Raw genomic sequence first — 24786 nt, 5'->3', positions numbered from 1 at the left:
GATGGTGGTGACGGGCATGCGGGCGACTACCGGCACTGGCTTGCCGCGCTGGGCAGGCGTCGCGGCCAGGGCGGCGCTGGTCATGGCCTATCCGCTCGTCATCCTGTTTGCGTGGCAAGGCATGTCGCCGCGCTACGTCGGCTGCCTGCTGGTCGCGTTACTGTGGCTTCAGCGCACGATCGGCAAGGGTACGCTGGCGAAGGCGCTCCAACGGCTCACGACGCTCGACTGGTGCGTGGCCGGTGCATTGACCGCGTTGTCCGTCGCGATTGCCGTGACCGATAGCGAACGGCTTCTTCATCTCTATCCAGCATGCATGAGTGCCGGTTTGCTGGTCGCGTTCGGCGCGACGCTTCGGCGCGGTCCGACCATGATCGAAAAATTCGCACGATTGACCCATCCCGAGCCGAGCCCGGAAATCGTCCGGTACACGCGGCGCGTCACACAGGTGTGGTGCTTATTCTTCATCGTGAACGGCGGATTTTCGGTCTACACGGCACTGTACTGGAACCGTGCATCGTGGGCGCTTTACAACGGGCTGGTCGCGTACGTGCTGATTGGTGCGTTGCTCGCGGGCGAGTGGTTGTGGCGCAGCTTCGTCATCGCCGCCAGACGAAAGCGGGCGGGTGCCGCATGATCGCGCTGCACGAGATGCTGTGTGCCGCGGCGGATAGCGGAACGGCGGTCTGTCGCAACGGCGCCGAGGTGCTGACGCTGGGCGATCTGCGTGCTCGCGCGGACGCCATTGCCCGGACGGTGCAGGCGAGCGGCGCGCGACGGGTCGCGATCTGCACGGACGATCCGTACGATTTCGCGTGTGCATTCTTCGCGGTGGCGGCGGTGCATGGGGAAGTCGTGATTCCGGCCAGCAACGCGCCCGGCTATCTCGGCGATCTGGCCCACGCATACGACCTGGTGCTGGATGCGTCGGCATTGGCCGCGTGCGTGCACGACACGGGACGTGAATCCGCCATCGCCGCCCGGCCGATCGACGCGGCGGCCACGGTGACGCTTTACACGTCCGGCAGCAGCGGTACCGCGAAGCCGGTGCGGAAGTCGCTCGCACAGTTCGATGCCGAAGTGCGCACACTGCAGCGCGAATGGGCCGACCGGATTGGTAGGGCAGTGACGCTGTCGAGCGTGCCGCATCACCACATCTACGGACTGCTGTTCAGGATCCTGTGGCCGCTGGCGGCGGGCCGCGCGTTCGACCGGACGCCGGTGCTCGAGCCGCTGCAACTGCAGCAGCGGCTCGCCGAATACGGCGACGGTGTCGTGGTCTCGACTCCGTCGCAACTGATGCGCTGGCCGGCGTTGTCCGGTTTTCCGATGCAAGCACCCGCGCCGCGCGCATTCTTCTCGTCGGGCGGCCCGTTGCCGGCCGATGCGGCAGCCGCCTATGCGAACGCGTTCGGCGCGGCACCGTTCGAGATCTTCGGCAGCACCGAAACCGGCGGCATTGCATGGCGGCGTCAGGACGCCTCGCATGCGTGGCAGCCGCTGACGGGCGTCGACGTGCGCTGCGACGACGACGGCGTGCTGTGCGTTCGCTCCGCGCATCTCGGTCACGATCGCTGGTACCGCACCGACGACACCGCGAGATTCGACGCGCAGGGGCGCTTCGCGCTCGCGGGACGGCGTGATCGCGTCGTGAAGCTCGACGGCAAGCGCGTTTCGCTGCCGGAGCTCGAGGCGCGGATACTCGCGCACGCGTACGTCGAGCAGGCGGCCGCAGTGGTGGTCGATGGCGCGACGCGCGCACACGTCGGTGTCGTCGCGGTGTTGAGCGCGGCGGGGGGAGACGCACTGGCCGCGCAGGGGCGGATTGCCGTTGCCACGACCTTGCGGCATGCGCTCGGTGCCTATTTCGACGCGGCCGCATTGCCGCGCTACTGGCGCTTCCTGCACGCGATGCCGTTCGATACGCGTGGGAAGTTGCCGGCCGCCGCGCTGGCGGCTGCCTTCACGGCCACGCCGGAGGGGTTCGAACTGCTCGCGTCGTGGCGCAGCGACGACGCGCTGCATTACGAGCTGCGCGTGCCGCCCACGCTCGCGCATTTCGAAGGGCATTTTCCGGGGCTACCGATCCTGCCCGGGGTCGTGCAGATCGACTGGGCCGCGCGTCTTGCCGGCCGCGAGATGCCGACCGTGCAGGAAATCCGTTCGATCGAACACCTGAAGTTCAAGGCGCCGGTGCCGCCGGGCGCGGTGCTGGCGCTGCGTATCGCGCATGATCCGGTACGCGGATGCACGCGCTTCGCGTTCCGGTGCGGCGGCCGGGAATGCACGTCGGGCGTGCTGGTATACGGCGCGGCGGCGAGATGAACGGCACTTGCATCGTCATTCCGATCTATAACCATCGCGCCGCGATCGGCGGCACGCTGGCGCGCCTGGCCGTGCATGGCCTGCCGATCCTGGTGGTCGACGACGGCAGCGACGAGCCGACTCAGCGGGTGCTGGCCGCGCTGGCCGCGCAATATGCCACTTCCGTGACACTGCTGCGGCTGCCCGTCAACGGTGGAAAGGGCGCTGCGGTCATGGCCGGATTGCGTGCTGCGCGCGCACGGGGTTATCGGCACGCAATCCAGATCGATGCCGACGGTCAGCACGACGCCGCCGACGTGCCGAAGTTCGTGGCGGCCGCGCAGGCCGAGCCGGACGCCGTGATTCTCGGTCGGCCGCGTTTCGACGACAGCGTGCCGAAGGCGCGCCTGTACGGCCGCTACCTCACGCACGCATGGGTATGGATCGAAACGCTGTCGCTGGACATTCCCGATGCGATGTGCGGGTTTCGTCTTTATCCGGTTGACGCCGTTTGCGAACTGATCGACGCGGTATCGATGCCGACGCGGATGGCTTTCGACAGTGAAATCCTGGTCCGGCTTTACTGGCGGGGGCTGGCGTTCAGGACGATCCCGACGCGCGTCGTCTATCCGGTCGACGGCGTGTCGCATTTCGACGTCTGGCGCGACAACGTGCGCATCAGCGTGAGCCATACGCGGCTCGTCGCGGGGATGCTCCTGCGCGCGCCGATGCTGCTGTCGCGCCGGCTCACCGGACGGCGCGGCGCGTCGTCGACGGGGCGCACGCGCGCTTGGTGGCGCATGCCGGAACGCGGCAGCCGTATCGGCATGGCGTTGCTGGCGCTGAGCTGCCGCTGGTTCGGCAAGGGCTTCACGTCGTTCTGGCTGCATCCGATCGTCGGCTATTTCGTGCTGACGAACCGCGCGGCGCGCACCGCATCGCATGCGTATATCGCGCGCCTGCGCGACGCGCAAGCGGCGGCCGTGCCGAAGCCGGGGTGGCGCAGTGCCTATCGGCACATGCTTGCCTTTGCGCAGGCGGGATTCGACAAGTTCGTCGCATGGTCCGGCCGTCTCGACGAACTCGACGTACGCTTCGACGATTCGTCCGCATTCGATGCGCTCGCCGCAAGCGGACGCGGTGCGCTCGTGATCGGCGCGCATCTGGGCAACCTGGAGTTGACACGGGCGCTTGCGCTGCGCGACGCGCACACGAAGGTGACGGCGATCGTCTATACCGAGCATGCGAAACGCTTTACCGGCGTGCTTGCCGGCGCGAACCAGGAATTCGGCAAGCAACTGGTCGAGGTGTCGGACTTCGGACCGGATACGGCGATGATGATGCAGTCGCGGATCGATGCGGGCGAACTGCTCGTGATCGTCGGTGACCGCGTGCCGCCGCATGATTCGGGCAAAACGGTCGACGCCCGCTTTCTCGACGCGACGGCCCGGTTCGCGCAGGGGCCGTACATCCTCGCCCACGCGCTTGGCTGTCCGGTCTACCTGTTCTTCTGCCTGAAGGAGGAGCGCGGCTACCGGCTCTATTTCGAGCCGTTCGCCGACCGGATCGAACTGCCGCGCCGCGAGCGCGCGGGCCACGTCGCCGAATGGGCACAGCGCTATGCCGCGCGGCTCGAACATTATTGCCGCAAGGCTCCCTATCAATGGTTCAACTTCTTCGATTTCTGGGCGCGGCCCGATGGAGGTCCGCGTGGCGGAGCATGACATGAAGGACGTCGCGGCAACCGCCGCTGCGGACGCGAGCTGGCCGGCCGTCGTGATCGGCGACCGGCATCTGACGATCGAGGACGTCGTCGCGATCGCCCGCGACGGTGCGCCGGTCGCGCTGAATGCGGGGCCCGCGTGGCGCGCGCGGATCGAGCGCGGCGCAACCTGGCTGCGCGACTATCTCGCGAACGGCGGCACCCTGTACGGGGTAACGACCGGATATGGCGACGCCTGCGTGGTCGAGGTGCCTCCGTCGCTCGTCGAAGAGCTGCCGCTGCAGCTGACCCGCTATCACGGATGCGGGATGGGCGACTGGTTCGACGCGACGCAAACGTTGTCCATCATCGTCGCACGGCTCAATTCGCTCGCCTTCGGCTACTCGGGCGTGCGGTTCACGTTGCTGGAACGGCTGGCGGATCTGGTGAATCACCGCATCCTGCCGCGCATTCCGTCGGAGGGCTCGGTCGGCGCAAGCGGCGACCTGACACCGCTGTCCTATGTCGCCGCGGCGCTGGTCGGCGAGCGCACCGTACTGTTCGCCGGCGACGAACGGGACGCGCGGGACGTATGGCGCGCGATCGATCGCGCGCCGCTGACGCTCGCGCCGAAGGAAGGGCTGGCGCTGATGAATGGCACGGCGGTCATGACGGGGCTCGCCTGCCTCGCGTTTGCGCGCGCCGATCACTTGACCCGGATGGCGGCCCGCCTGACGGCATTGACGACTGTCGCGCTCGACGGGCGGGCGGGGCACTTCGATGCGCGGCTGTTCGACGCGAAACCGCACGCGGGGCAGGCAGAGGCGGCCGCGTGGATACGCGCCGATCTGGCCGGGCGCGATGAATTGCCCGGGCGTCGCCTGCAGGATCGCTATTCGGTTCGGTGCGCGCCGCACGTGATCGGCGTGACGCGCGATGCGTTGTCGTGGATGCGCCGGGATATCGAGAACGAGCTGAACAGTGCGAACGACAATCCGTTGATCGATCCGGACGAAGGGTGCGTACTGCACGGCGGCAATTTCTACGGCGGTCATATCGCGTTCGCGATGGATGCGCTGAAGACGGCGGTGGCCAATCTCGCGGACCTGATGGATCGCCAGATCGCGCTGCTGGTCGACGACAAGTTCAGTAACGGACTGCCGCGTAACCTGACGGGTGCCGCCCCGGAGCGGGCCGCGATCAACCACGGGTTCAAGGCCGTGCAGATATCGTCTTCCGCATGGACGGCGGAGGCGCTGAAGCACACGATGCCGGCGAGCGTGTTCTCGCGCTCGACGGAGTCGCACAACCAGGACAAGGTCAGCATGGGAACGATCGCCGCGCGCGATTGCCTGCGCGTGCTGGCCCTGACGGAGCAGGTCGCCGCGGCGCACGTGCTCGCGACCGTGCAGGCCGTCCGTCTGCGGCTGCGTGACGACCCGCAGACGCATCTTTCGGCCGGGCTTCGCGCGTTCATCGACGACGTGGGTAGTCAATCGCCGCTCGTGGTCGAGGACCGGCCGCTCGAAGCGGAGCTGCGCGCGCTGACCGCGCGCCTTGCCGCATGCGAGCCGATCGGCGGATCGTTCGACGGATGCCGGCGCGGGGAGGCTGCATGAACGAGACTCGTCAGCCGCTGACCGCGACCGCACGCGTCGAGGTGCTGTTTCACGATGTCGATGCCATGAACGTCTGCTGGCACGGGCATTACCTGAAGTACTTCGAAAGCAGCCGCGCTGCACTGCTGCGCATGATCGACTACGACTATCCGGCGATGCTGACGTCGGGTTACATGTGGCCGGTGGTGGAGGCGCATCTGAAGTACGTCCGCCCGGCCCATTACAGCCAGCAGCTCGACGTGCGCGCGATGCTGCTCGAATTCGAGAACCGGTTGAAGATCGGTTACGAAATCGTCGACGCGGCCTCCGGAGAGCGTTTGACGAAGGGTTATACGGTGCAGCTGGCGGTCGATGCGACGACGCGCGAACTGCAGTTCGTGTCGCCGCCGGCCTTGACCGAAAGGGTGCGTGCGCAATGGGCCTGAAGCTGCGCGACAGACGGCTTGCCACGATGATGCTCGCCGCATGCATGACGCTCGCCGGCGGCGACGGGATGGCCGCTCCGGCGCCGGCCGCGGCGTCGCGGCCGGCCAATGCCGCACTCGTTTCCGATATCGCGACGCGGCTGGCGCGAGTTGGCGCGATTCGCGCGGATTTTCGGCAGACCCAGACGCTGTCGGCGATGAAGCAGCCGCTCGTCAGTACCGGATCAATGTTGTTCGATCGCAGGTCGGGCGTCATCTGGCGAATCGAGACACCCTACAAGGCCACGTATGTGATTACCGACGGCGGCGTGCGTGAGGTCGGTGCGGACGGACGTCTCGTCGCGCCGGGCGGCGGTGGCCGCGGCGTCGCACAAGTGTCGCGCATGATGCGAGACATGCTCGGCGGCGACCTGTCGGCGCTGTATGCGCAATTCGATGTCGATGCGAGCGGCACGCCGGAACGGTGGCGGATGGTGTTGCGGCCGAATCAGCCGCAGCTCGAGCAGGCGATCCGGGTGCTCGAAATGAGCGGTGGTGCTTATCTCGGCAAGCTCGACATGACGTTCGCGAACGGCAATGTGACCGTGCTCGAGTTCGCTCGGCCGACGCCGGTCGACGCTCTCGCGCCGGCCGAGCGCGGGTGGCTGGAGGTGCGGTGATGAATACGGCGCGCGACGTGATCGACGCATCAGGCGAGCGCGCCCGGCGGCGCGTGCTGTGCGCCGCGTGGCTGGTCGTCGCGCTGGTTGCGATCGCGTACATCCTGTGGCGCTTCAGCGGGCCCGCGCCGCTGCAGACGAACCTGCTTGCGTTGCTGCCCGCCACCGAAGCGAATCCGGTTGCCGAGCGAGCCGTCGACATGCTCGGCGATGCGCTCGGCAATCGCACTGTCTATCTGGTGACCGACCGGGACGCTGCTCGCGCCAGGGCTGCCGCGAAGCAGTTTGGCGCGCGGCTCGATGCCAGCGGTGCATTTCGTTCGGTGACGGTCGAGGTGCCGCCGTTCGACCTGTCGCAGATCGCGGCCATCTATATGCCAGCCCGTTTCGGTCTGCTGACGGACGTGGATCGCAGGTCGCTCGAACTAGGCGACGCCACGCTCGGCGAACGGCTCGTCCGGCGGCTCTATGCGCCGCCCGTCGACGGCCTGCAGACTGGCGTGGCGGACGATCCGTTCGGCTGGCTGCAGCACTGGCTCGGCGAGCTGCCGCTCGCGGCATCGAATCTGTCGCTCGAAGACGGCATGCTGGTGTCGCATCCGGGCGGTGCCACGAGCGTGCTCGTGATGACGTCGCTGCCGGGGTCGGCCTATGAATCGAAGGTCCAGCACGCGGTACGTGTCGCGACGGCCGATGCGGAGCGCGCGCTTGCGGCGGACTTCCGGGGCGTTCGCGTCGACCGGGCCGGTGCGGTGTTTTATGCGGAAGCGGCGCGCGCCAGTGCCGAACGCGACGTGCACGTGATCGGCGCGGTGTCGCTCGCCGGCATCGCGCTGCTGCTGATGAGCGTATTCCATTCGCCGCGCCTGCTGGTGCTCGCGTTTGCGTCGACGGCGTTCGGCATCGTCTGTGCGCTGGCGGCGACGCTGCTCGTGTTCGGCAAGCTGCACTTGCTGACGCTGGTGTTCGGCGTGAGCCTGATCGGCGAGGCCGTCGATTATTCGATCCAGTATTTCGTCGCGTATCTGTCCGCGGGGCGGCAATGGGACGCGCGGCGCGGCGCGGCGGCGGTCCGGCCGGCGCTTGCGGTGGCGCTGGCGACCAGCCTGCTCGGTTACGCGATCCTGATGTGGGTGCCGTTCCCGGCGCTCAAGCAGATCGCATGCTTTGCGATCGTCGGGCTCCTCAGTGCGTTCGCAGCCGTTACCGGCTTTTTGCCTCTCATGCTGACGCAGGGGCCCAGGCGCGTGCCGTCCCGCGTTTTCTCCGGCGCCGCCCGCCTGCTGCGCGGATGGCAGTCGCTGTTGGCCGGGCGGCGTGCGGTGGCAGCCGCCGTGCTGGTCGCGCTGGTTGCGATCCCGGGCTGGGCCGCATTGAAGAGCGATGACGATGTTCATTTGCTGGTCCAGCGCGATGCTAGCCTGGTTCGACAGGAAAGCAATATCCGCGCGGCGGTCGGGCTGGCGAACACCGCGCAGTTCTTCGTCATCCAGGGCGCGTCGCCGGAGGAGGTGCTCGAGCGTTCGGAAGCGTTGATCGGGGCGCTCGATCAGCAGCGGGTCGGCCGCGTCCAGTCGATCGCGACGTTCGTGCCTTCGGCGAAACAGCAGGCCCGCAATCGGGCCGTGCTGGACAAACACGTGTTTACCGATGCCGCGGCATTGCGCGAAACCCTCGGGCACGCGGGCTTTCGCGACGAGGTTGCCGACGCATGGATTCAGGCGTTTTCCCGTAATGCCCCGGCCATGCTTTCCGTCGACACGTGGCTGGTGGCACGCTGGTCGGCTCCGTTCCGGCATCTGTGGCTCGGGCGAGTCGACGGTGGTACTGGTCCCGTCGATGCGGCACTGGCGATTCCGGAACGGGTCGATGCGGCGAACGCGGCGACTTTCGCGGCGCTCGCGCGCACGCTGCCGGGCGTGTCGTGGGTCGACAAGGCCGCGAGTGTGTCGCGCCTGTTTGGCGTCTATCGGGTCGACAGCGGTCTGTGGCTGGCCGGCGCACTGATCGTGGTCGCCGTGCTGTTGATGTGGCGATATGGCGTGCGCGGTGGCATCGCGACGACGCTGCCGGTGGTGTTCGCCATTGCGTTGACGCTTGCAGCCTTCGGCTATGCACGGGTGCCGCTCACGCTGTTCAACTGGCTCGCGCTGATGCTGGTGCTCGGGGTAGGCGCCAACTATGCGGTGTTCCTCCGCGAAGGGTGCGTGCGGGACATGACCGGTATCGGTGCAGTATGGACGGGCGTGCTGCTGTCGGCGGCCACGACGTTGCTGTCGTTCGGCATGCTCGGGGCGAGCGCGATGCCCGCGCTGCGCAGCTTCGGCACGACCCTCGCGATGGGCATCGTATTTTCGGTGCTGTTCGCGCCGCTCGCCACGCCATCCGCGAAGGAGTGTCGCGCATGAATTCGAAACAGACGCCGGTGTACCTGTCCGCGCCCGGCATGATCAACGCGCTCGGCGCAACGACCGACGAGATCGTCGACGCATTGCGCATCGGCATCGCACCGGGCATGGAGCAGCGCGCCGATGTTTCCGCCGGCGGCTGGGTCGGGCACGTACGGTCGGCGCTCGACATCGCGCCACCGGCATCGCTCGCGCATTTCGACTGCAGGAACAATCGGCTGTTGCTTGCAGCGCTGGCGCAGATCGGATCCTTCGTCGACGCGGCGATCGCGCGTTATGGTCCGCACCGGATCGGCGTCGTGATCGGCACGAGTACGTCCGGCATCCAGGCGGCGGAGCAGGCGCTCTCGCAGCGTGTCGCGACGGGCACGATGCCCGCCGGATTCGATTATCGACAGATGGAAATCGGCACGGCGGCGCCGTTCGTGCGCGCGGTGCTGGGTGTGGCCGGGCCGGCCTACACGCTGTCGACCGCCTGCACGTCGAGTGCGAAGGCATTCGCGGCCGCGCGCCGCCTGCTGCAGCTGAAGCTGTGCGACGCGGTTGTCGTCGGCGGCGCGGATTCACTGTGCGAGCTGACGCTGCAGGGCTTCGCGTCGCTCGAATCGGTCAGCCCGGGCCGGACCAATCCGATGAGCCGAAACCGGAGCGGCATCAATATCGGCGAAGGCTCCGCGCTGTTCGTGATGAGTCGCGACGAAGCGGCGGTCCGGCTGGCCGGCGTCGGCGAGTCGAGCGATGCGCACCACATCTCGGCACCGGATCCGGCGGGCCACGGCGCGGAGGATGCGCTGCGCGCCGCGCTCGCGGACGCCGGCGTGGTGTCATCCAAGATCGGTTACGTGAACCTGCACGCGACGGCGACGCGGCTGAACGACGAGATGGAATCGAACGTGACGGCACGGGTGTTTCCGCACGGCGTGCCGGCGAGCGGGACCAAGCCGCTGACGGGGCACATGCTCGGCGCGGCGGGCGCGACCGAACTCGGATTCTGCTGGCTGACGCTGGCCCGCGGGATTGCGCTGCCGACGCACGCCTGGGACGGCGAGCACGACCCGGCGCTGCCGCGACTCGACCTCGTCGACAGCGAGCGCCGTCTGGATGGTGATGCAACAGGGCGCTATGTGATGAGCAATTCGTTCGCTTTCGGCGGCAGCAATGCCAGCCTGATTCTGGGGGCCTGACATGCATGCCGGACCACTGATCGACGCGCTGCACGGCGGCGCGGATATTCCCGTCGGCAACGTGCGGGACGTGTTGCCGCATCGCGGCACGATGCTGCTGCTCGACGCGATCGAGCGCTGCTCGGAAACCGGCATCGAGGTGAGCGCGGTCGCGCGCCGTGATGCGTGGTACGCCGACGGCAGCGGCGCGATGCCGGCGTGGATCGGCATCGAGCTGATGGCGCAGGCGATCGCCGCGCATGTCGGCCTGCTTGCTGCGCATGCGGGCGGCCGCGCGAAGCCGGGCGTGTTGCTCGGGGCCAACCGCTATGTCGCCCATTGCACGGCATTCGGCGCCGACACGGAGCTGCGCATTGTCGCGCGGGAACTGCTGCGCGGCGACGAGGGGCACGGCGCGTACGAATGCGCGATTCATGCCGAAGGCCAGTGTTGCGCGGAAGCCGTCGTCAAGGTGTACCAACCGAACGATTTTCAATCTTTTATCGAAGGGAGCTTCAATTCATGACTCGGCGAGTTCTCGTGACAGGGGCGAGCCGCGGCATCGGCCGCGCCGTGGCACTGCGCATGGCGTCCGACGGTTTCGCCGTGACGGTGCATTGCCGCACCGGCCGCGACGACGCGGAAGCGGTCGCCGCGACGATTCGCGCGCAGGGCGGCACGGCCGGCGTGTTGCAGTTCGACGTGCGCGATCGCGCGGCGTGCCGGCTTGAACTGGAGGCCGACGTCGAAGCGAACGGCGCGTACTACGGGATCGTCTGCAACGCGGGCGTGACGCGCGATGGCGCGTTTCCGGCGCTGTCCGAAGAGGACTGGGACATCGTGATCGAAACCGGGCTGGACGGGTTCTACAACGTCGTTCATCCGCTGACCATGCCGATGGTGCGCCTGCGCGGCGGCGGCCGCATCGTGACGATCGCGTCCGTGTCGGGCGTGACGGGCAACCGCGGCCAGGTCAATTACAGCGCCGCGAAGGCTGGCCTGATCGGCGCGACCAAGGCGCTGGCGGTCGAGCTGGCGTCGCGAAAGATCACGGTCAATTGTGTCGCGCCCGGGCTGGTTGACACCGGCATGCTCGACGCCGTGCCGCTGGAGCACGCATTGCAGGCGGTGCCGATGGCCCGCGTCGGCCAGCCCGACGAAGTCGCGGCGGTCGTCGGCTTCCTGATGTCGGATGCGGCGAGCTACGTCACCCGGCAGGTGATCGGCGTCAACGGCGGGATGGTGTGATGAAGCGAGTGGTCGTGACGGGGATGGGCGGCGTGACCGCGTTCGGTCAAAGCTGGCCGGAAATCGACGCGCGGCTGCGCGAAGGGCGCAACGCGGTACGGCGCATGCCGGAATGGGATTGCTACGAGGCGCTGCATACGCGACTCGCGTGTCCGCTGCCGTCGTTCGCGCTGCCGGCGACGTATCCGCGCAAGAAGACGCGTTCGATGGGGCTGGTGTCGATGTACGCGGTGCGCGCGAGCGAGCTGGCACTGGCGGATGCGGGGCTCGCCGACGACCCGTCGATCCGGGATGGTCGGATGGGGGTCGCGTACGGGTCGTCGTCGGGGTCGGTCGAGCCGATCCGGGCATTCGGCACGATGATCGAGACGGGCTCGATGCGGGACGTCACGTCGAACAGTTACGTGCAGATGATGCCGCATACGACGGCAGTCAACGTCAGCCTGTTCTGGGATCTGAAAGGCCGGATCGTGCCGACGTCGTCCGCCTGCGCGTCCGGCAGCCAGGCGATCGGCTATGCGTATGAGGCGATCGCGACTGGCAAGCAGGCGCTGATGCTCGCGGGCGGCGCGGAGGAGTTGTCGGGCCCGGCGGTGGCGGTGTTCGATACGTTGTATGCGACCAGCACGCGCAACGATACGGCGAACCTGACGCCGCGCCCGTTCGACATCGATCGCGACGGCCTGGTGGTCGGCGAAGGCGCGGCGACGCTGGTGCTCGAGGAATACGAGCACGCGATCGCGCGCGGCGCGACGCTCCATGCGGAGATCGTCGGCTTCGGCTGCAATTCCGACGGCGCGCACATCACCCAGCCGACCGCTGAGACGATGGCCGTCGCCATGCGTCTCGCGCTGGGCGATGCGACGCTCGAGGCCGGTGCGATCGCCTACGTGAACGCGCACGGCACGTCGACCGACCGGGGCGACGTGGCGGAAAGTCATGCGACGGCGTCCGTGTTCGGCGAACGCATGCCGATCAGCTCGCTGAAGAGCTATGTGGGGCACACGCTGGGCGCATGCGGTGCGCTCGAGGCGTGGTGGACGATCGAGATGATGAAGCGCAACTGGTTTGCGCCGACGCTCAATCTCGAAACGGTCGATCCGGCCTGCGCACCGCTCGATTACATCATCGGCGACGCACGCCGGATCGATGCGGAATTCGTGATGAGCAACAACTTCGCGTTCGGCGGGATCAACACGTCGTTGATCTTCCGGCGGGCTATCGCGTGACGGCGGTCGGCAGCGCGGCGGCGCGCGTCGTGGTCACGGGGCTCGGCATCGTATCGTGCCTGGGTAATTCGCTTAACGAAGTATCGACCGCGCTGCGCACCGGTCGCTCGGGCGTGAGCCGCGTCGACGCGTGGCGCGAGCGCGGGTTTCGCAGCCAGGTCGCCGGGGTGGCGTCCGTCGCGTCGGCGCCGCGGTTCGCGCGCAAGCACGAACGTTTCATGGGCGACACGGCGCGCTTTGCCGCGCATGCGGCCGCGTCGGCGCTCGACGATGCGGGCCTCGATGCCGGGATGCTGCATTCGCCGCGCGCGGGCGCGATCGTGGGGTCGGGCATCGGATCGATGGCCGATTACGACGACGCGATGACGGTCGCGCAGCGGCGCGGCATCGACAAGACGCCGCCCTATGTCGTGCCGAAGGCGATGAGCAGCACCGCGTCGGCATGCGTTGCTCAATTGTTCGGCATCGAGGGTGTGTCGTACTCGCCCTCGTCCGCCTGCACGAGCGGAGCGCTGGCGATCGGGCAGGCGATGCAACTGATCCGCTCCGGATGCCAGGACATCGTGCTGGCCGGCGGGAGCGAGGCGCTGCACGACAACATGACGCTGATGTTCGACGCGATGGGCGCGTTGTCCGGTGGTTTCAACGACACGCCGGACTGCGCGTCGCGTCCGTATGCGCTCGGCCGCGACGGCTTCGTGATCGCGTCCGGCGCGGGCATTCTCGTACTCGAATCGCTCGAGCATGCGCGCGCGCGCGGCGCGCGAATTTACGCGGAGGTGACCGGATTCGGCCAATGCACGGACAACGCCGGCATGGCGACGCCTCACGCGTCGGGGATCGCGCGCGCGATGCGAGGCGCGCTCGCCGGCGGCGGACGGCGTCCGGACTACGTCAATACGCACGCGCCGTCGACGCCGCTCGGCGATATCGAGGAACTGAAGGCGCTCGGCGATGTATTCGGAGGCGACGTGCCGCCATTCTCGTCGACGAAAGGAATGACGGGACACCCGCTCGGCGCGAGCGGTGCGCATGAAGCGATCTATACGATCCTGATGATGCGCGACGGTTTTGTCGCTGGCACGGCCGTCGGCCGCGAACCCGATCCGGCAATCGCCGGCATGCCGCTCGTGCGGATCGCGCACGAATTCGCGATCGAACGTGCGTTGTCGGTTTCGTTCGGATTCGGCGGCAGCTGTGCAAGTGTGTTGTTGGGCGCCTGGAAGGGTGATTGAAGTGAATTTACTGGACTGAGAGGACGATAACAATGAAGCACAAAGGACATCTGGCCGGCATGTTGGTCGCGGCATCGTTGCTGACGGGGTGCGGCACCGTGGTGCGTTCGCTGCCGCTGCCGGCGGCCGCAACGGCATCGGACACGAGCGGCGTCGCGATCTATTTCGGTGCGCAGCCGCACCCGGACGTCAAGACCAGCATCGGTCCGCGCTCCGAGTCGGTGCGTGTGCGCCGCATGGAAGGCGAACAGCCGACGTGCGACCAGGCGCTGGCCGAGGCGCTGAACCGTCTTCGCATCTATGCGAAGAATCATGGCGGGAATGCGGTCATCAACGTGACGACGCGTTTTCATGAAAAGCGTTCGGATTCGACGACCGAATATACGTGCGGCGTGAGCGGCAGTGCCGGCGCGATCGCCGTGTCGGGCGACGTCGTGCAGCTGAACGCGCAGTGACGGGAGCACACGTGAAATACCGCATTGCACTGGCGCTGCTCGGCGCGACGTTCGCGGCCTCGGCCGCATACGCACGGGATACGATCAACGACTATCCGATCGCAACCGCGTTGAAGAGCGAGGAAGGAAAGCTCGATGACGGCGTCGCGCTTTATTTCGGCGATCAGCCGCATCCGCGCGTGATCAAGTCGTACGGCACGTTCGCGACCAACAAGAAGACCAACGCGTTCGGCAAGAGCGACGAGGCGGCGTGCCAGCATGTGTTCCTGTCGGCCGTGATCGAGCTTCAGGAACGCGCGCGAAAGGAGGGCGGTAACGCCGTCGTCGGCATCAAGAGCAACTACCGCAACGTGTTGCGTTCCAGCACGACGGAGTTCACGTGCGGAGCCGGCGCGGTCGTGGCCGGCGCGGCGCTGACGGGCGAGGTCGTGACGCTGAAGCCGTAACCGGCACGCGTCGGGAAGGGGCCGCCGAGCGGCGGTCCCGCTCGTTCAGGCAGGTTTGCGCGCAGCGACGTTGACGAGCGTCTCGCGGCGCTTGCCTGGCTTCGGTGCGTACAGGCCGATGCGCTCGAGGAGTCCGAAGTCTTTCGCGCGGCTCCACCACAGGTAGGGCAACGAAACGTTGCGGGATTCGAACGCGAACCCGGCTTCGCGGAGCATGGCAAGGTAGCCGTCGGCGCTTTTCTGAACCTCCATCGGGTGACGGAACAGCAGCCGGATCACCCACGACTTGATGTACGCGTCGGTCGATTCGGCGAACAGCAGCAGACCGCCGGGTTTCAGCACGCGGCGGAAGTCGGCCAACGCATGCTCCTGGTCGACGAGATGATGAAAGGTCTGATGGCAGAACACGATGTCGACGCTCGAATCGGCTAGCGGAATCTGCGTGCAGTCGGCATGATGCAGTTCAACAGGCGTTGCGCAGTGATGCGCCGCTTCCGACGCATGTTCGAGCGAGTCGTCGTGGCAATCGATACCGATGATCCTGTCGGGCGAGAATGCTTCGCTCAGCAGGCGGAACGACTTGCCCTGACCGCATCCCGCATCGAGGATGACGGGGGCCTTCGGCAGCGGAGCCGCGATGAGCCGCTTCAGATCGTCGATGGCCACTCTGAGCACGTGATGTTCCCACGTATGCGTGCGAAGAAACCAGATACCGAATCGGGTTTCGGGGACATAGGCGGGGGCGTGCGTGCGGTGGGACGTCATGGGCCTCTCGTCGGAACCTTGGATTTGTTGAGCGCCTATTGTAGTGGGCAACTCCGGATCGTGGCGTGAGAAACGTAAGATGCCCGATCAATCGAAATGGACTGGTAAGCATGAGTGAAATGAAATCGAATTCCATCGACGTCGCGATCATCGGTGCGGGGCCGTCCGGTGCGGTTGCGGCCGCGCTGTTGCGCAAGGCGGGCCGCTCCGTGCTGGTGCTCGAGCGCCAGCATTTTCCTCGCTTTTCGATCGGAGAGAGTCTGTTGCCTCAGAGCATGCAGTATCTCGAAGAGGCGGGTATGCTTCAGGCGGTCGTCGAGGCCGGCTTCCAGTTCAAGAACGGCGCATATTTCGTTTATCGCGACAGGATGTCGTCATTCGATTTCCGCGAGAAGTTTTCCGAGGGTTGGGGGACAGCCTATCAGGTCGAGCGCGCCGCATTCGACGATCTGCTGATCCGTTGTGCGGCAGAGCAGGGCGCGGACGTGCGATTCGGCCATACCGTGCGTGCTTTCCAGCCCGGAGATACACCGCGGCTCGACGTCGTCGACGAAGCCGGTCACGCATATTCCGTTCAAGCGTCGTTCGTACTCGATGCGAGCGGATTCGGCCGCGTGCTGCCGCGCCTGCTGGATCTCGAGGCGCCGACCGGCCTGCCGACGCGTGCGGCCATCTTTTCGCACATCGAAGACAACCTGCCGGCGGGGTCGACCGATCGCGACAAGATCTGCATTGCCGTCCACCCGGAGCGACGCGACGTGTGGTTCTGGATGATCCCGCTGACGAACGGGCGCTCGTCGGTCGGCTGCGTGGCCGATGCCGGTTTTTTCGACGTGCCGGAGGAGCAACAGGAATCGTTGTTGCGAGAATTGCTGCAGAGCGAGCCGACTTTGGCGCGACTCGTCGGCAGCAAGCCGTTCGTGATGCCGGTACGTCGCATCACGGGCTATGCGTCGAATGTCGAGCACCTGCACGGGCGCGGCTATGCGTTGCTCGGCAACGCGGGCGAATTCCTCGATCCGATCTTCTCGTCGGGCGTGACGATCGCGATGCGGTCGGCGCATCTGGCGGTCGCCGCGCTCGAACGGCAGTTGCGCGGCGACACTGTCGATTGGGCGCGCGATTACGACATCGCGCTGCGCAAGGGCATCGACACCTTCCGCGCTTTCGTCGAGCGCTGGTATTCAGGGGCGCTGCAGGACATCATGTTTCATGACGACAAGGCGCCGGCCGTGAAGCGGATGGTCTGCTCGATTCTGGCCGGCTATGCGTGGGACGAGTCGAATCCGTTCGTACGAGAACCGGCGAGAGGCCTCGATATCCTTGCCGAGATTTGTCGTTCGAAGGTGGCTGCTAACGTCCCTGGCGTCCGGATTTGAGGCGAGCCCTCGTCGTACGCTTGGAAGGCTTCTGCTCTACATTGAGCTACACCCGCAATTAAGTCATCGTACCCGTCCTGTAATGCTGGGCCACTACTACTCAGGGGCACGTCCGGATCAGGTGCTGTTGGATAGGGCTGCGGCGGCGCGAAGATAATACGGTGGAGGTGGTCGACATTGATCGATACGGACCTAGAATGCCTACACAGTGCCGACATTGGATCGAACGCTTGGCTGGAGCTTTGTGGGTCGTATACGCAATTAATTGAAATTGCAGGGGCATGGAACTTCGTTAAATTTTTCAGCCTCGAGGACGTCGAGTCCTGATCGATGCGCCGGGCCCTGTGCGGCCCGGCATTCGCATGCGCCGCGCGCGATGCGCGGCGCATCGCGCCGTTATTGGAGGGCGCCCCAGCGCTCGACGGCCGGTTCGGCCGACGCCCACTTCCAGTGCGTGCCTTGCTGGCATGCATTCGCGAAATACCAGTCGGCCTTGTCGCCGTCCTTCACCGAGAACGCGAATTCCTTGCATAGCGCGAGCGCCGACGAGTACGCACGCGTGACGCGCACTTCGCCTTCGCCGTTTTCCAGCGGCAGCGTGTTCTTCACCTTCCACGGCTTGACTTCGCCGACGGCCAGGCTGCCGGCCGTCTTCGCGATCGCGTCCTGCTGATTCTGATGGAGCTGCTTCATCGTGCGGTTGACGGCCTCGTCGGTCGCGGCCTGCACGGCAATCCCGACGCCGATGCCGACCGCCGGATTGGCGGTGACGAGGCCCGTCGCGGCGCCGGCAAGCGCGCCGCTCGCCGCGCCGACCGACCCGCAGCCCGACAGCGTGGCCGCCGCCGCGCAAAGCGCGCCGATTGCCGCGATACGGATCGCGACGCTCATTGCAGCGCGCCCCAGCGCTCGGTCGCCGGTTCGGCCGACGCCCATTTCCACGTGGAGCCGTCGCGGCAGATCGTGGCGACGTAGAACGCCGATTGCGCGGCCTTGTCGGGCTTCGCGGCCGTGTCGACCGCGAACACGATTTCCTTGCAGTCGAGCGGACCGACGCTGATCATCCGGCTGACCGTCACGCGGCCCTGCTCGTCGTCCTCGATCGGGAACGAGTGGTGCGTCGACCACGGCGCGACGCCGCCCACGTCGAGCGGGCCGGCCGCCTTCGCGATCTGTTCCTGCGTGTAGCGGTGCGCGACGCGCTGCGTGTACTGGACGCCGGCACGCGCGCCGGCGACGGCGCCGAGGCCGATGCCCGTCGCGACGGCGGCGTTGTTGGTGACCTTGGAAGCGATTGCGGCGCCCGCGATACCGGCGCCGGCTGTCGCGCCTTCGCTGTACAGCGAGTTGCAGCCGGACAGCAGTGCGGCCGTGGCGATTGCGGCCAGCACGACGCGCGCCGACATGGCCCGGCGCGGCGATTCAAAACGAATGTTCATCCCTGAGTGCAAGTCCTGTCTGGGTGAGCGGCGACGCATGCGCGCCCTGATGCCGCGTCATTGTTTCGCAATTGTCATAGGAAAATTGCAAAGCTTTGACAAATCGCAGGACGGCACGCCGCGCGCGCGGCGCTATTGTCGGACAGATGGCTGGCGAGGGGTCGAAACGTTACAAATTGAAGGTAATTGTTACTCCGGCATGCAAGGAACCGACCTAGACTGTTTTGTTATGGAATGTTTCTACGACGGCCTCGAGCCGCGCCGCATATGAGACACCCAGCCATGCGCCGTTCGAAACGGGTTTCGCACCGGCCGCCCGACGCGGGGGCCGACCGTCCACGTCCGCAAACCGATGCGCCATCGGTACCGCCTGCCGGCGCGCCCGACGAGACGCCGTCCGACGGCGATCACAACCAGGGCGGTGCCCGCCCGGAAGGGCTCGACTATCAGCGCGACCTCGGTCAGGAGCAGGACGCTTGATCTCGTCGTCGCCGCATTCCACCGCCGCATTTCATCGCATCTCTCGGAACTGAATCGCCGCGCGGCCGCCTTCGGGCAGCCGCGCCCGCCTTGGCGCGCGCCGCGCGCCAGCCAATCGAATCGAGGAGGGGAAGCCGCATGAGCAGATTGATCGTGGTATCGAATCGTGTCGCCGCCGGCGAAGACACGCGCCCGAGCGCGGGCGGCCTGGCCGTCGGCGTGATGGACGCGCTGAAGGAAACCGGCGGCGTCTGGTTCGGCTGGAACGGCGAGATCGTCGGTGCGCCCGACGCCGAACCCGCGATCCAGCGGGACGGCAACGTCACGTACGCGACGGTCGGTCTGACCCGGCGCGACTACGACCAGTACTACCGCGGCTTTTCGAACGCGACGCTGTGGCCGGTGTTCCATTACCGCGGCGATCTCGCGCGCTTCGACCGTCAGGAGTACGCAGGCTATCTGCGCGTGAACGCGATGCTTGCGAAGCAGCTCGCCGCATTGCTGCGGCCCGACGACCTGATCTGGGTACACGACTACCATCTACTGCCGTTCGCGCATTATCTGCGCGAGTTCGGCGTGAAGAACCCGATCGGCTTCTTCCTGCACATCCCGTTTCCGTCGCCCGACATGCTGCGCCTTGTGCCGCCGCACGAGGAACTCGTGAAGTTCATGTGCGCGTACGACGTCGCGGGCTTCCAGACCGAGGCCGACAAGCAGGCATTCACCGACTACCTCGTGCGGCGCGGGATCGGCGCGGCGAGCGACGACGGGATGCTGCACGCGCACGGCCGCGTCGTGAAGGTCGCCGCCTATCCGATCGGCGTGCATCCCGACGCGATCGCGCAGGCGGCCGTCCAGTGCGGTGCCCGCAAGCCGGTGAAGATGCTGCGCGAGGCGCTCGACGGCCGCAAGCTCGTGATGAGCGTCGACCGTCTCGATTATTCGAAGGGGCTCGTCGAGCGCTTCCAGTCGTTCGAGCGGATGCTCGCGAACGCGCCGGGCTGGCAGGGGCGCGTGTCGCTCGTGCAGATCGCGCCGCCGACGCGTTCCGACGTGCAGACCTACCAGGACATTCGCGAAACGCTCGAAGGCGAGGCCGGCCGCATCAACGGGCGCTTTTCGCAACTCGACTGGACGCCGATCCAGTACCTGAACCGCAAGTACGAGCGCAACCTGCTGATGGCGTTCTTCCGGATGTCGCAGGTGGGCTACGTGACGCCGCTGCGCGACGGGATGAACCTGGTCGCGAAGGAATACGTCGCGTCGCAGGATCCGGCGGATCCGGGCGTGCTCGTGCTGTCGGAGTTCGCGGGCGCGGCGGCCGAGCTGACCGGCGCGCTGCTCGTCAATCCGTACGACCTGTCGCAGATGGCCGAGGCGCTCGAGCGCGCGCTGTCGATGCCGCTCGCGGAGCGGCAGGCGCGCCACGAGGAGAACCTCGCGCGACTGCACGAGAACGACCTGTCGGTCTGGCGCGACACGTTCGTCGCCGACTTGCGCAGTGTCGCGGCGGCCGCGTCGGTCACGCAGCGCGCGGGCCGGCGGGTTGCGCATGCGTGAGTGCGCGCAGGGCACGGGTGCCGAGGACGACGCGACCGACGACGCCACCGGCCGCTTCTTCGTCGTGACGGGCGGCCCGGGCTCGGGCAAGAGCACGTTGCTCGACGCGCTCGAGCGCGCCGGTTTCGCGCGCTCGCAGGAAGCAGGGCGAGGCGTGATTCGCGACCAGGTGGCGGTCGACGGTCACGCGCTGCCGTGGCGCGACCCGGCCGCATTCGCCGAGCTGATGCTGAGCTGGGAGATGCGCTCGTACCATCTCGCGCGGCACGCGTGCGGGCCCGTGTTCTTCGATCGCGGTGTGCCGGACGTGGTCGGCTACCTGCGGCTGACGGGCCTGGCGGTGCCTGCGCACGCGGAAGCCGCGGTCCGCCGTTTCCGCTATCACCGGCGCGTATTCATCGCGCCGCCGTGGCCCGACATCTATGCGCAGGACACCGAGCGCCGGCAGGATTTCGCGGAAGCCGTGCGCACCTACGACGCGATGGTCGATTGCTACACGTCGTACGGCTACCGGTTGATCGAGTTGCCGCGCGTGAGCGTGAAGGCGCGCGTGCGCTTCGTGACGGACATGCTCGACGCCGCATGACGCATGTCTCGCATGCGGCGCGCGGCGGTGTCAGGTCGCCGCGTCCGGCCGCGGCGACGCGATGCGCAGCATGCTGACGACCGCGGCCACCGCCGCGAATGCCGTGGCGACATAGAGCGCGATCGTCGGCCCGTGATCAGGCGAGAGCCCGAAAATCAGCGCGACGAGCGCGGCGCCGAGCGTCTGCCCGCTCAGTCTCGCGGTGCTCAGCATGCCGCCCGCGCCGCCGCTGCGCTCGCGCGGCGCCGACGAGAGCATCGCGCGGTTGTTCGGCGACTGGAACAGCCCGAAGCCCGCGCCGCACAGCGCCATCCGCCACACGATGTCGATGGTGCCCGGGTGCGCGCCGATCGTCGCGAGCGACAGCAGCCCGGCCGCGAACAGCGCGAGCCCGATCCCGCCGAGGATGCCGGCCGAATAGCGGTCCGACAGCACGCCCGCGAGCGGCGCGGCGAACACGATCACGAGCGGCCACGGCGTCATGTAGAGGCCCGTCTCGACCTGCGAGAAGCCGAGCGAGTTCTGCAGCCAGAACGGCAGTGCGACGAACGCGAGCATCTGCGACGTGAACGACGCCATCGACGTGTAGATCGACAGCGCGAACATCGGGATGCGCATCAGGTCGACGGGCAGCAGCGGCGCCGGCTGCGACAACTGGCGCTTCACGAAGAAGTAGCCGACGACGAACGCGACGGCCAGCTCGGCCGCGACATACGCATGGCCTTCGCCGTGGCCGAGCCCGTCGACGGCTGTGATCAGCAGGCCGAACACGCACGCGTTCATCAACGCGCTTGCGAAATCGTACGGTGCGTCGTGCAGCGGGTTGGCCGGCAGCGCGCGCAGGCTGCCGAATACCGCGGCGATGCCGATCGGCACATTGACCGCGAAGAGCCACGGCCACGACGCGAACGACAGGATCGCGGACGCGACCGTCGGCCCGATCGCCGACGACAGCGCCACCACCATCGCGTTGATCGACAGCCCGCGCCCGAGCATCGACGACGGGTAGATCATCCGCACGAGCGCCGCGTTGACGCTCATGATGCCGGCCGCGCCGAAACCCTGGATCACGCGCATCACGGCCAGCATCGGCAGCGAGCCGGCGAGCGCGCAGCCGAGCGATGCCGCGGTGAACAGCGCGAGCCCGCCGATGTAGATCCGGCGATAACCGATGCGCTCGCCGAGCGACGCGAGCGGCAGCAGCGTGATCGTGACCGCAAGCTGGTACGCGTTGACGATCCAGATCGATGATGCGTCGGACGCGTGCAGGTCGCGCGCGATCGTCGGCAGCGCGACGTTCGCGATGGCGCCGTCGAGCACGGCGAGCGTGATGCCCAGTGCGACGCAGACGATCGCCCAGTAGCGTTGCGGAAGCGGCAAGCCGGTATCGGCGTTCATGGCGGGAGCGAAAGCGTGGTTGTCCGCGCGCCCGGTTGCCGGTTGCGTGCGCAACCATGCGGAAGGGTGGAGGCGGCGATGAACGGCCCGGCCGGCGCGGCAGCACCGGAACGGGGCCGGTCGAGTGTATCACCGGGCCGTATTGCGCGACGCCGGCATGCCCGGCTGCCGGCCGGCGCGGGCACTCAGCCTTCGAAGTCGAGACCGCCGAGCCGAACGAGCGGGGCGGCCTGCGTGCGCGACGCGAGATCGATGTCGCGCGCACCCTGCCATGCGCCCAGTTTTTTCGGCAGCGCGGCCAGATAGTGCTCGAAGCGCTGCGGACCGTCCGGCTCCATCAGCCGTTCGATTTCGTCGGTGTCCCAGGTCAGCTCGAGGTTCAGCGGATGCACGAAGCCGCTTACGTGCTCGTGCGGCGCGCTGCGGATCTGCACGCGCGTCGGGTGCCCGTGCCCGCCGTACGGGACGACGTCGGCCAGCACGTGAGCGGCGAAGAAGGCGGCGATCGCCTGCGCGATGCGCGGCGCGAATTCGGTATCGAAACGGCGGGCGGTTTCGGGCTGCATGAAGGCGTCTCCTGTGTGCCGAAAATCGTAGCACGGCGACACTGCGTTTCGGTGTGCGTGATACCGGTAATGGCGCGTTACCACTTGCTGCATCTATTACGGCCGCGTGCCGCCACAATGCATCGCATCCAGTACCACTTCGCGTGGGAGATCATCATGAAAAAGATTGCCGCAGTGTGTGTCCTCGCCGGTTCGCTCGCCGTGGCGGGCCCGGCGTCCGCGCATGGCCGCGACGGTGGTGCCATCATCGGCGCATTGATCGGCGGCGCGGTGCTGGGCGCGATCGTGACGTCCGCGATGAATCCGCCCGTCGTGTATCAGGCGCCCGCGTACCAGGCTCCGGCCTATCAGCCGCCGACGTACTACCAGGCGCCTGCGTACCAGCCGCCTGCCTATCCGACCTACCAGCAGGCGCAGTACCAGGACGACGGCCCGACCTATTGCTACGACCGCTACCAGCGCGCGTATGTGTGCGGTGCGCCGGTGTCGCGCGGCTACGCGCAACCGGCCGGCTGGTAAGCGGGCGGCCGCGACGCGTGACCGGGTTCGGTGCCGGACGGCCGGCATCGACCGGCGTTCGCTTCGCCGGGCCGGACGACAAAAGGCCCTCGCTTCGTGCGAGGGCCTTCGTTTTTGTGCGGTCGTCCGTTCGCCTGCGTGATGCGCCGCCGGCCATCGGCGGGCCGTGCGTGGATACAAACGGTTGCAATTGTGCGTCAGTGGCGATGACCGCCGTCACCGTCGCCGCGCCCGCCGCCGCCATCGTTCCAGTCGCCGCGGCGTTCGCCGCCGCGTCCCCAGCCGTTGCCGCGGTTGCCGCGATCGCCGTCCCAGTGGTGGTAGTCGCGCCGGCCGCGATCCCAGTCGCGCCCGCCGCCACCGCCCCAGATGTTGACCGTGCCGTACACGGGGGACGGGGCGTACGCGTAGCCGGGATCGGAATAGTAGGGCTGCCCGTAGCCGTATCCGGCGTCCGGGGCGACGACGCAGCCGGCCAGCAGGGTCGCGACGCCGGCGGCAGCAATGAGCTTCAGCATGATGTTCTCCGTTGATTCCCGTATAAGTACCGCGCATGGGGATTGCCGGTTGTTCGGAATTGTGTCGTCAAATTACAGCGTCGTAAGGTCCTCCGGCGAAAGTGTTAGCATCCGGGGCTCATTTGTTTTTCAGGAGCACATCGATGAAATTCGCGATCCGGGCCGCGCTGGCCGCTTTCTGCGTAACGACTGCCGCCGCGTGCGTGGCGAGCCCCGCATCGGCGCCCGCCGTGCCGGCCGAGTCGATCAAGATGTTTCCGCAGGCAGCGGCCGGCCAGCAGCGCGCCGTGATTGCGCTGCCCGCGCTCGAGAACGAGGGCGATGCGCGTGTCGAGCTGATGATCGGCAAGACGCTGCAGACCGACTGCAACCAGCAGTGGTTCGGCGGCGAGCTGACCGCCGAGGACGTGAAGGGCTGGGGCTATACGTACTACCGGCTCACTGATGTGAAGGGGCCGGCGTCGACGCTGATGGCGTGCCCGGGCCAGGCGCCGCAGCAACGGTTCGTGCAGGTGCGCGGCGACGGCCAGCTGCTGCGCTACAACAGCCGCCTGCCGCTCGTCGTTTATGTGCCGGACGGCTTCGAGGTGCGCTATCGCGTGTGGCATGCGTCGAAGGACGTGCAGCACGCGGTGAAGCAGTAACGCAGCAACGCGCAGGCGCGGCCGCGCGCGGCCGCGGCG

The 24786-nt window shown here is 67.3% G+C and carries 26 protein-coding genes; 20 read left to right on the top strand and 6 right to left on the bottom strand.

The window, feature by feature from the left end; all coding sequences use genetic code 11:
• Window position 1 precedes the first annotated feature (1 nt).
• The 14 genes from BFF94_RS18295 to BFF94_RS18230 are packed head-to-tail and all read left to right on the top strand — an operon-like array spanning window position 2 to window position 14893.
• Window positions 2-637: a COG4648 family protein gene (locus BFF94_RS18295; protein WP_128851128.1), complete on the top strand. Its 636-nt coding sequence runs from the start codon at window positions 2-4 to the stop codon at window positions 635-637.
• On the top strand, window positions 634-2325 hold the full coding sequence (locus tag BFF94_RS18290; protein ID WP_128851125.1) for an ApeI family dehydratase: 1692 nt from the start codon (window positions 634-636) through the stop codon (window positions 2323-2325). The genes BFF94_RS18295 and BFF94_RS18290 overlap by 4 nt, the downstream gene beginning before the upstream one ends.
• Window positions 2322-4028, top strand: coding sequence for a glycosyltransferase family 2 protein (locus BFF94_RS18285; RefSeq protein WP_128851123.1), 1707 nt, complete (start codon window positions 2322-2324; stop codon window positions 4026-4028). The genes BFF94_RS18290 and BFF94_RS18285 overlap by 4 nt, the downstream gene beginning before the upstream one ends.
• Window positions 4015-5625 carry an HAL/PAL/TAL family ammonia-lyase gene (locus BFF94_RS18280; RefSeq protein WP_219139622.1) on the top strand — a complete coding sequence of 537 codons (1611 nt, stop codon included), beginning with the start codon at window positions 4015-4017 and terminating at the stop codon, window positions 5623-5625. The genes BFF94_RS18285 and BFF94_RS18280 overlap by 14 nt, the downstream gene beginning before the upstream one ends.
• Complete coding sequence (locus BFF94_RS18275) at window positions 5622-6050, top strand: acyl-CoA thioesterase (protein WP_128851117.1); 429 nt, start codon at window positions 5622-5624, stop codon at window positions 6048-6050. The genes BFF94_RS18280 and BFF94_RS18275 overlap by 4 nt, the downstream gene beginning before the upstream one ends.
• Window positions 6041-6709 (top strand): LolA family protein, encoded by a 669-nt coding sequence (locus tag BFF94_RS18270; RefSeq protein WP_128851114.1) that lies wholly within the window; start codon window positions 6041-6043, stop codon window positions 6707-6709. The genes BFF94_RS18275 and BFF94_RS18270 overlap by 10 nt, the downstream gene beginning before the upstream one ends.
• Window positions 6709-9117 (top strand): MMPL family transporter, encoded by a 2409-nt coding sequence (locus tag BFF94_RS18265; protein ID WP_128851111.1) that lies wholly within the window; start codon window positions 6709-6711, stop codon window positions 9115-9117. The genes BFF94_RS18270 and BFF94_RS18265 overlap by 1 nt, the downstream gene beginning before the upstream one ends.
• Window positions 9114-10301 (top strand): beta-ketoacyl-[acyl-carrier-protein] synthase family protein, encoded by a 1188-nt coding sequence (locus tag BFF94_RS18260; RefSeq protein WP_128851109.1) that lies wholly within the window; start codon window positions 9114-9116, stop codon window positions 10299-10301. Before BFF94_RS18265 ends, BFF94_RS18260 begins: the two co-directional genes overlap by 4 nt.
• 1 nt (window position 10302) lies before the next feature.
• Window positions 10303-10806: a hotdog family protein gene (locus BFF94_RS18255; protein WP_128851106.1), complete on the top strand. Its 504-nt coding sequence runs from the start codon at window positions 10303-10305 to the stop codon at window positions 10804-10806.
• On the top strand, window positions 10803-11528 hold the full coding sequence (locus BFF94_RS18250) for a 3-ketoacyl-ACP reductase FabG2 (protein ID WP_219139621.1): 726 nt from the start codon (window positions 10803-10805) through the stop codon (window positions 11526-11528). Before BFF94_RS18255 ends, BFF94_RS18250 begins: the two co-directional genes overlap by 4 nt.
• Window positions 11528-12757 (top strand): beta-ketoacyl-ACP synthase, encoded by a 1230-nt coding sequence (locus tag BFF94_RS18245; RefSeq protein ID WP_128851101.1) that lies wholly within the window; start codon window positions 11528-11530, stop codon window positions 12755-12757. The genes BFF94_RS18250 and BFF94_RS18245 overlap by 1 nt, the downstream gene beginning before the upstream one ends.
• Window positions 12754-13992, top strand: a complete 1239-nt coding sequence (locus tag BFF94_RS18240; protein ID WP_219139620.1) for a beta-ketoacyl synthase N-terminal-like domain-containing protein — start codon at window positions 12754-12756, stop codon at window positions 13990-13992. Before BFF94_RS18245 ends, BFF94_RS18240 begins: the two co-directional genes overlap by 4 nt.
• Before the next feature lie 32 nt (window positions 13993-14024).
• Window positions 14025-14447, top strand: a complete 423-nt coding sequence (locus tag BFF94_RS18235; protein WP_128851098.1) for a signal peptidase — start codon at window positions 14025-14027, stop codon at window positions 14445-14447.
• An 11-nt stretch (window positions 14448-14458) separates the two neighbouring features.
• A complete protein-coding gene (locus BFF94_RS18230; protein WP_128851095.1) occupies window positions 14459-14893 on the top strand; it encodes an excinuclease ABC subunit A in 435 nt (144 codons plus the stop codon).
• A gap of 45 nt (window positions 14894-14938) precedes the next feature.
• Here the strand turns inward: BFF94_RS18230 and BFF94_RS18225 are convergent, their stop codons facing one another.
• Window positions 14939-15658, bottom strand: a complete 720-nt coding sequence (locus BFF94_RS18225) for a class I SAM-dependent methyltransferase (RefSeq protein WP_128851092.1) — start codon at window positions 15656-15658, stop codon at window positions 14939-14941.
• Window positions 15659-15768: 110 nt separating this feature from the next.
• Here BFF94_RS18225 and BFF94_RS18220 point away from each other — a divergent pair, with 110 nt between their 5' ends.
• On the top strand, window positions 15769-17037 hold the full coding sequence (locus BFF94_RS18220; RefSeq protein WP_128851089.1) for an NAD(P)/FAD-dependent oxidoreductase: 1269 nt from the start codon (window positions 15769-15771) through the stop codon (window positions 17035-17037).
• A 396-nt stretch (window positions 17038-17433) separates the two neighbouring features.
• Here the strand turns inward: BFF94_RS18220 and BFF94_RS18215 are convergent, their stop codons facing one another.
• A complete protein-coding gene (locus BFF94_RS18215; RefSeq protein WP_219139619.1) occupies window positions 17434-17928 on the bottom strand; it encodes a hypothetical protein in 495 nt (164 codons plus the stop codon).
• Complete coding sequence (locus BFF94_RS18210) at window positions 17925-18476, bottom strand: hypothetical protein (RefSeq protein WP_128845151.1); 552 nt, start codon at window positions 18474-18476, stop codon at window positions 17925-17927. The genes BFF94_RS18215 and BFF94_RS18210 overlap by 4 nt, the downstream gene beginning before the upstream one ends.
• Window positions 18477-18758: 282 nt before the next feature.
• Here BFF94_RS18210 and BFF94_RS18205 point away from each other — a divergent pair, with 282 nt between their 5' ends.
• The 3 genes from BFF94_RS18205 to BFF94_RS18195 all read left to right on the top strand — a co-directional run bounded on the left by BFF94_RS18205 (window position 18759) and on the right by BFF94_RS18195 (window position 21102).
• Window positions 18759-18956: a hypothetical protein gene (locus BFF94_RS18205; RefSeq protein ID WP_128845155.1), complete on the top strand. Its 198-nt coding sequence runs from the start codon at window positions 18759-18761 to the stop codon at window positions 18954-18956.
• 138 nt (window positions 18957-19094) lie between these two features.
• A complete protein-coding gene (gene otsA / locus BFF94_RS18200) occupies window positions 19095-20516 on the top strand; it encodes an alpha,alpha-trehalose-phosphate synthase (UDP-forming) (protein ID WP_128845158.1) in 1422 nt (473 codons plus the stop codon).
• Window positions 20509-21102, top strand: a complete 594-nt coding sequence (locus BFF94_RS18195; RefSeq protein ID WP_128845160.1) for an AAA family ATPase — start codon at window positions 20509-20511, stop codon at window positions 21100-21102. The genes otsA and BFF94_RS18195 overlap by 8 nt, the downstream gene beginning before the upstream one ends.
• A gap of 30 nt (window positions 21103-21132) precedes the next feature.
• Here BFF94_RS18195 and BFF94_RS18190 read toward each other — a convergent pair whose 3' ends face one another.
• Window positions 21133-22500 (bottom strand): MFS transporter, encoded by a 1368-nt coding sequence (locus tag BFF94_RS18190; protein WP_219139618.1) that lies wholly within the window; start codon window positions 22498-22500, stop codon window positions 21133-21135.
• A gap of 185 nt (window positions 22501-22685) precedes the next feature.
• A complete protein-coding gene (locus BFF94_RS18185) occupies window positions 22686-23066 on the bottom strand; it encodes a DUF5594 family protein (protein WP_128845162.1) in 381 nt (126 codons plus the stop codon).
• 156 nt (window positions 23067-23222) lie between these two features.
• On the opposite strand from BFF94_RS18185, the gene BFF94_RS18180 reads away from it, so the two are divergent.
• On the top strand, window positions 23223-23585 hold the full coding sequence (locus BFF94_RS18180; protein ID WP_128845165.1) for a hypothetical protein: 363 nt from the start codon (window positions 23223-23225) through the stop codon (window positions 23583-23585).
• A gap of 197 nt (window positions 23586-23782) precedes the next feature.
• Here the strand turns inward: BFF94_RS18180 and BFF94_RS18175 are convergent, their stop codons facing one another.
• Entirely contained in the window at window positions 23783-24103 is a 321-nt protein-coding gene (locus BFF94_RS18175; RefSeq protein WP_128845168.1) for a hypothetical protein, read from the bottom strand.
• A 143-nt stretch (window positions 24104-24246) separates the two neighbouring features.
• On the opposite strand from BFF94_RS18175, the gene eco reads away from it, so the two are divergent.
• Entirely contained in the window at window positions 24247-24747 is a 501-nt protein-coding gene (eco, locus tag BFF94_RS18170; protein ID WP_128845170.1) for a serine protease inhibitor ecotin, read from the top strand.
• The last annotated feature ends 39 nt before the right edge of the window (window positions 24748-24786 follow it).

This window comes from Burkholderia catarinensis, from assembly GCF_001883705.2.
GTDB classification, from domain to species: Bacteria; Pseudomonadota; Gammaproteobacteria; order Burkholderiales; family Burkholderiaceae; genus Burkholderia; species Burkholderia catarinensis.
Note: the sequence above shows the minus strand (reverse complement) of the source record. Positions and strands in the feature narration are given on the sequence as shown.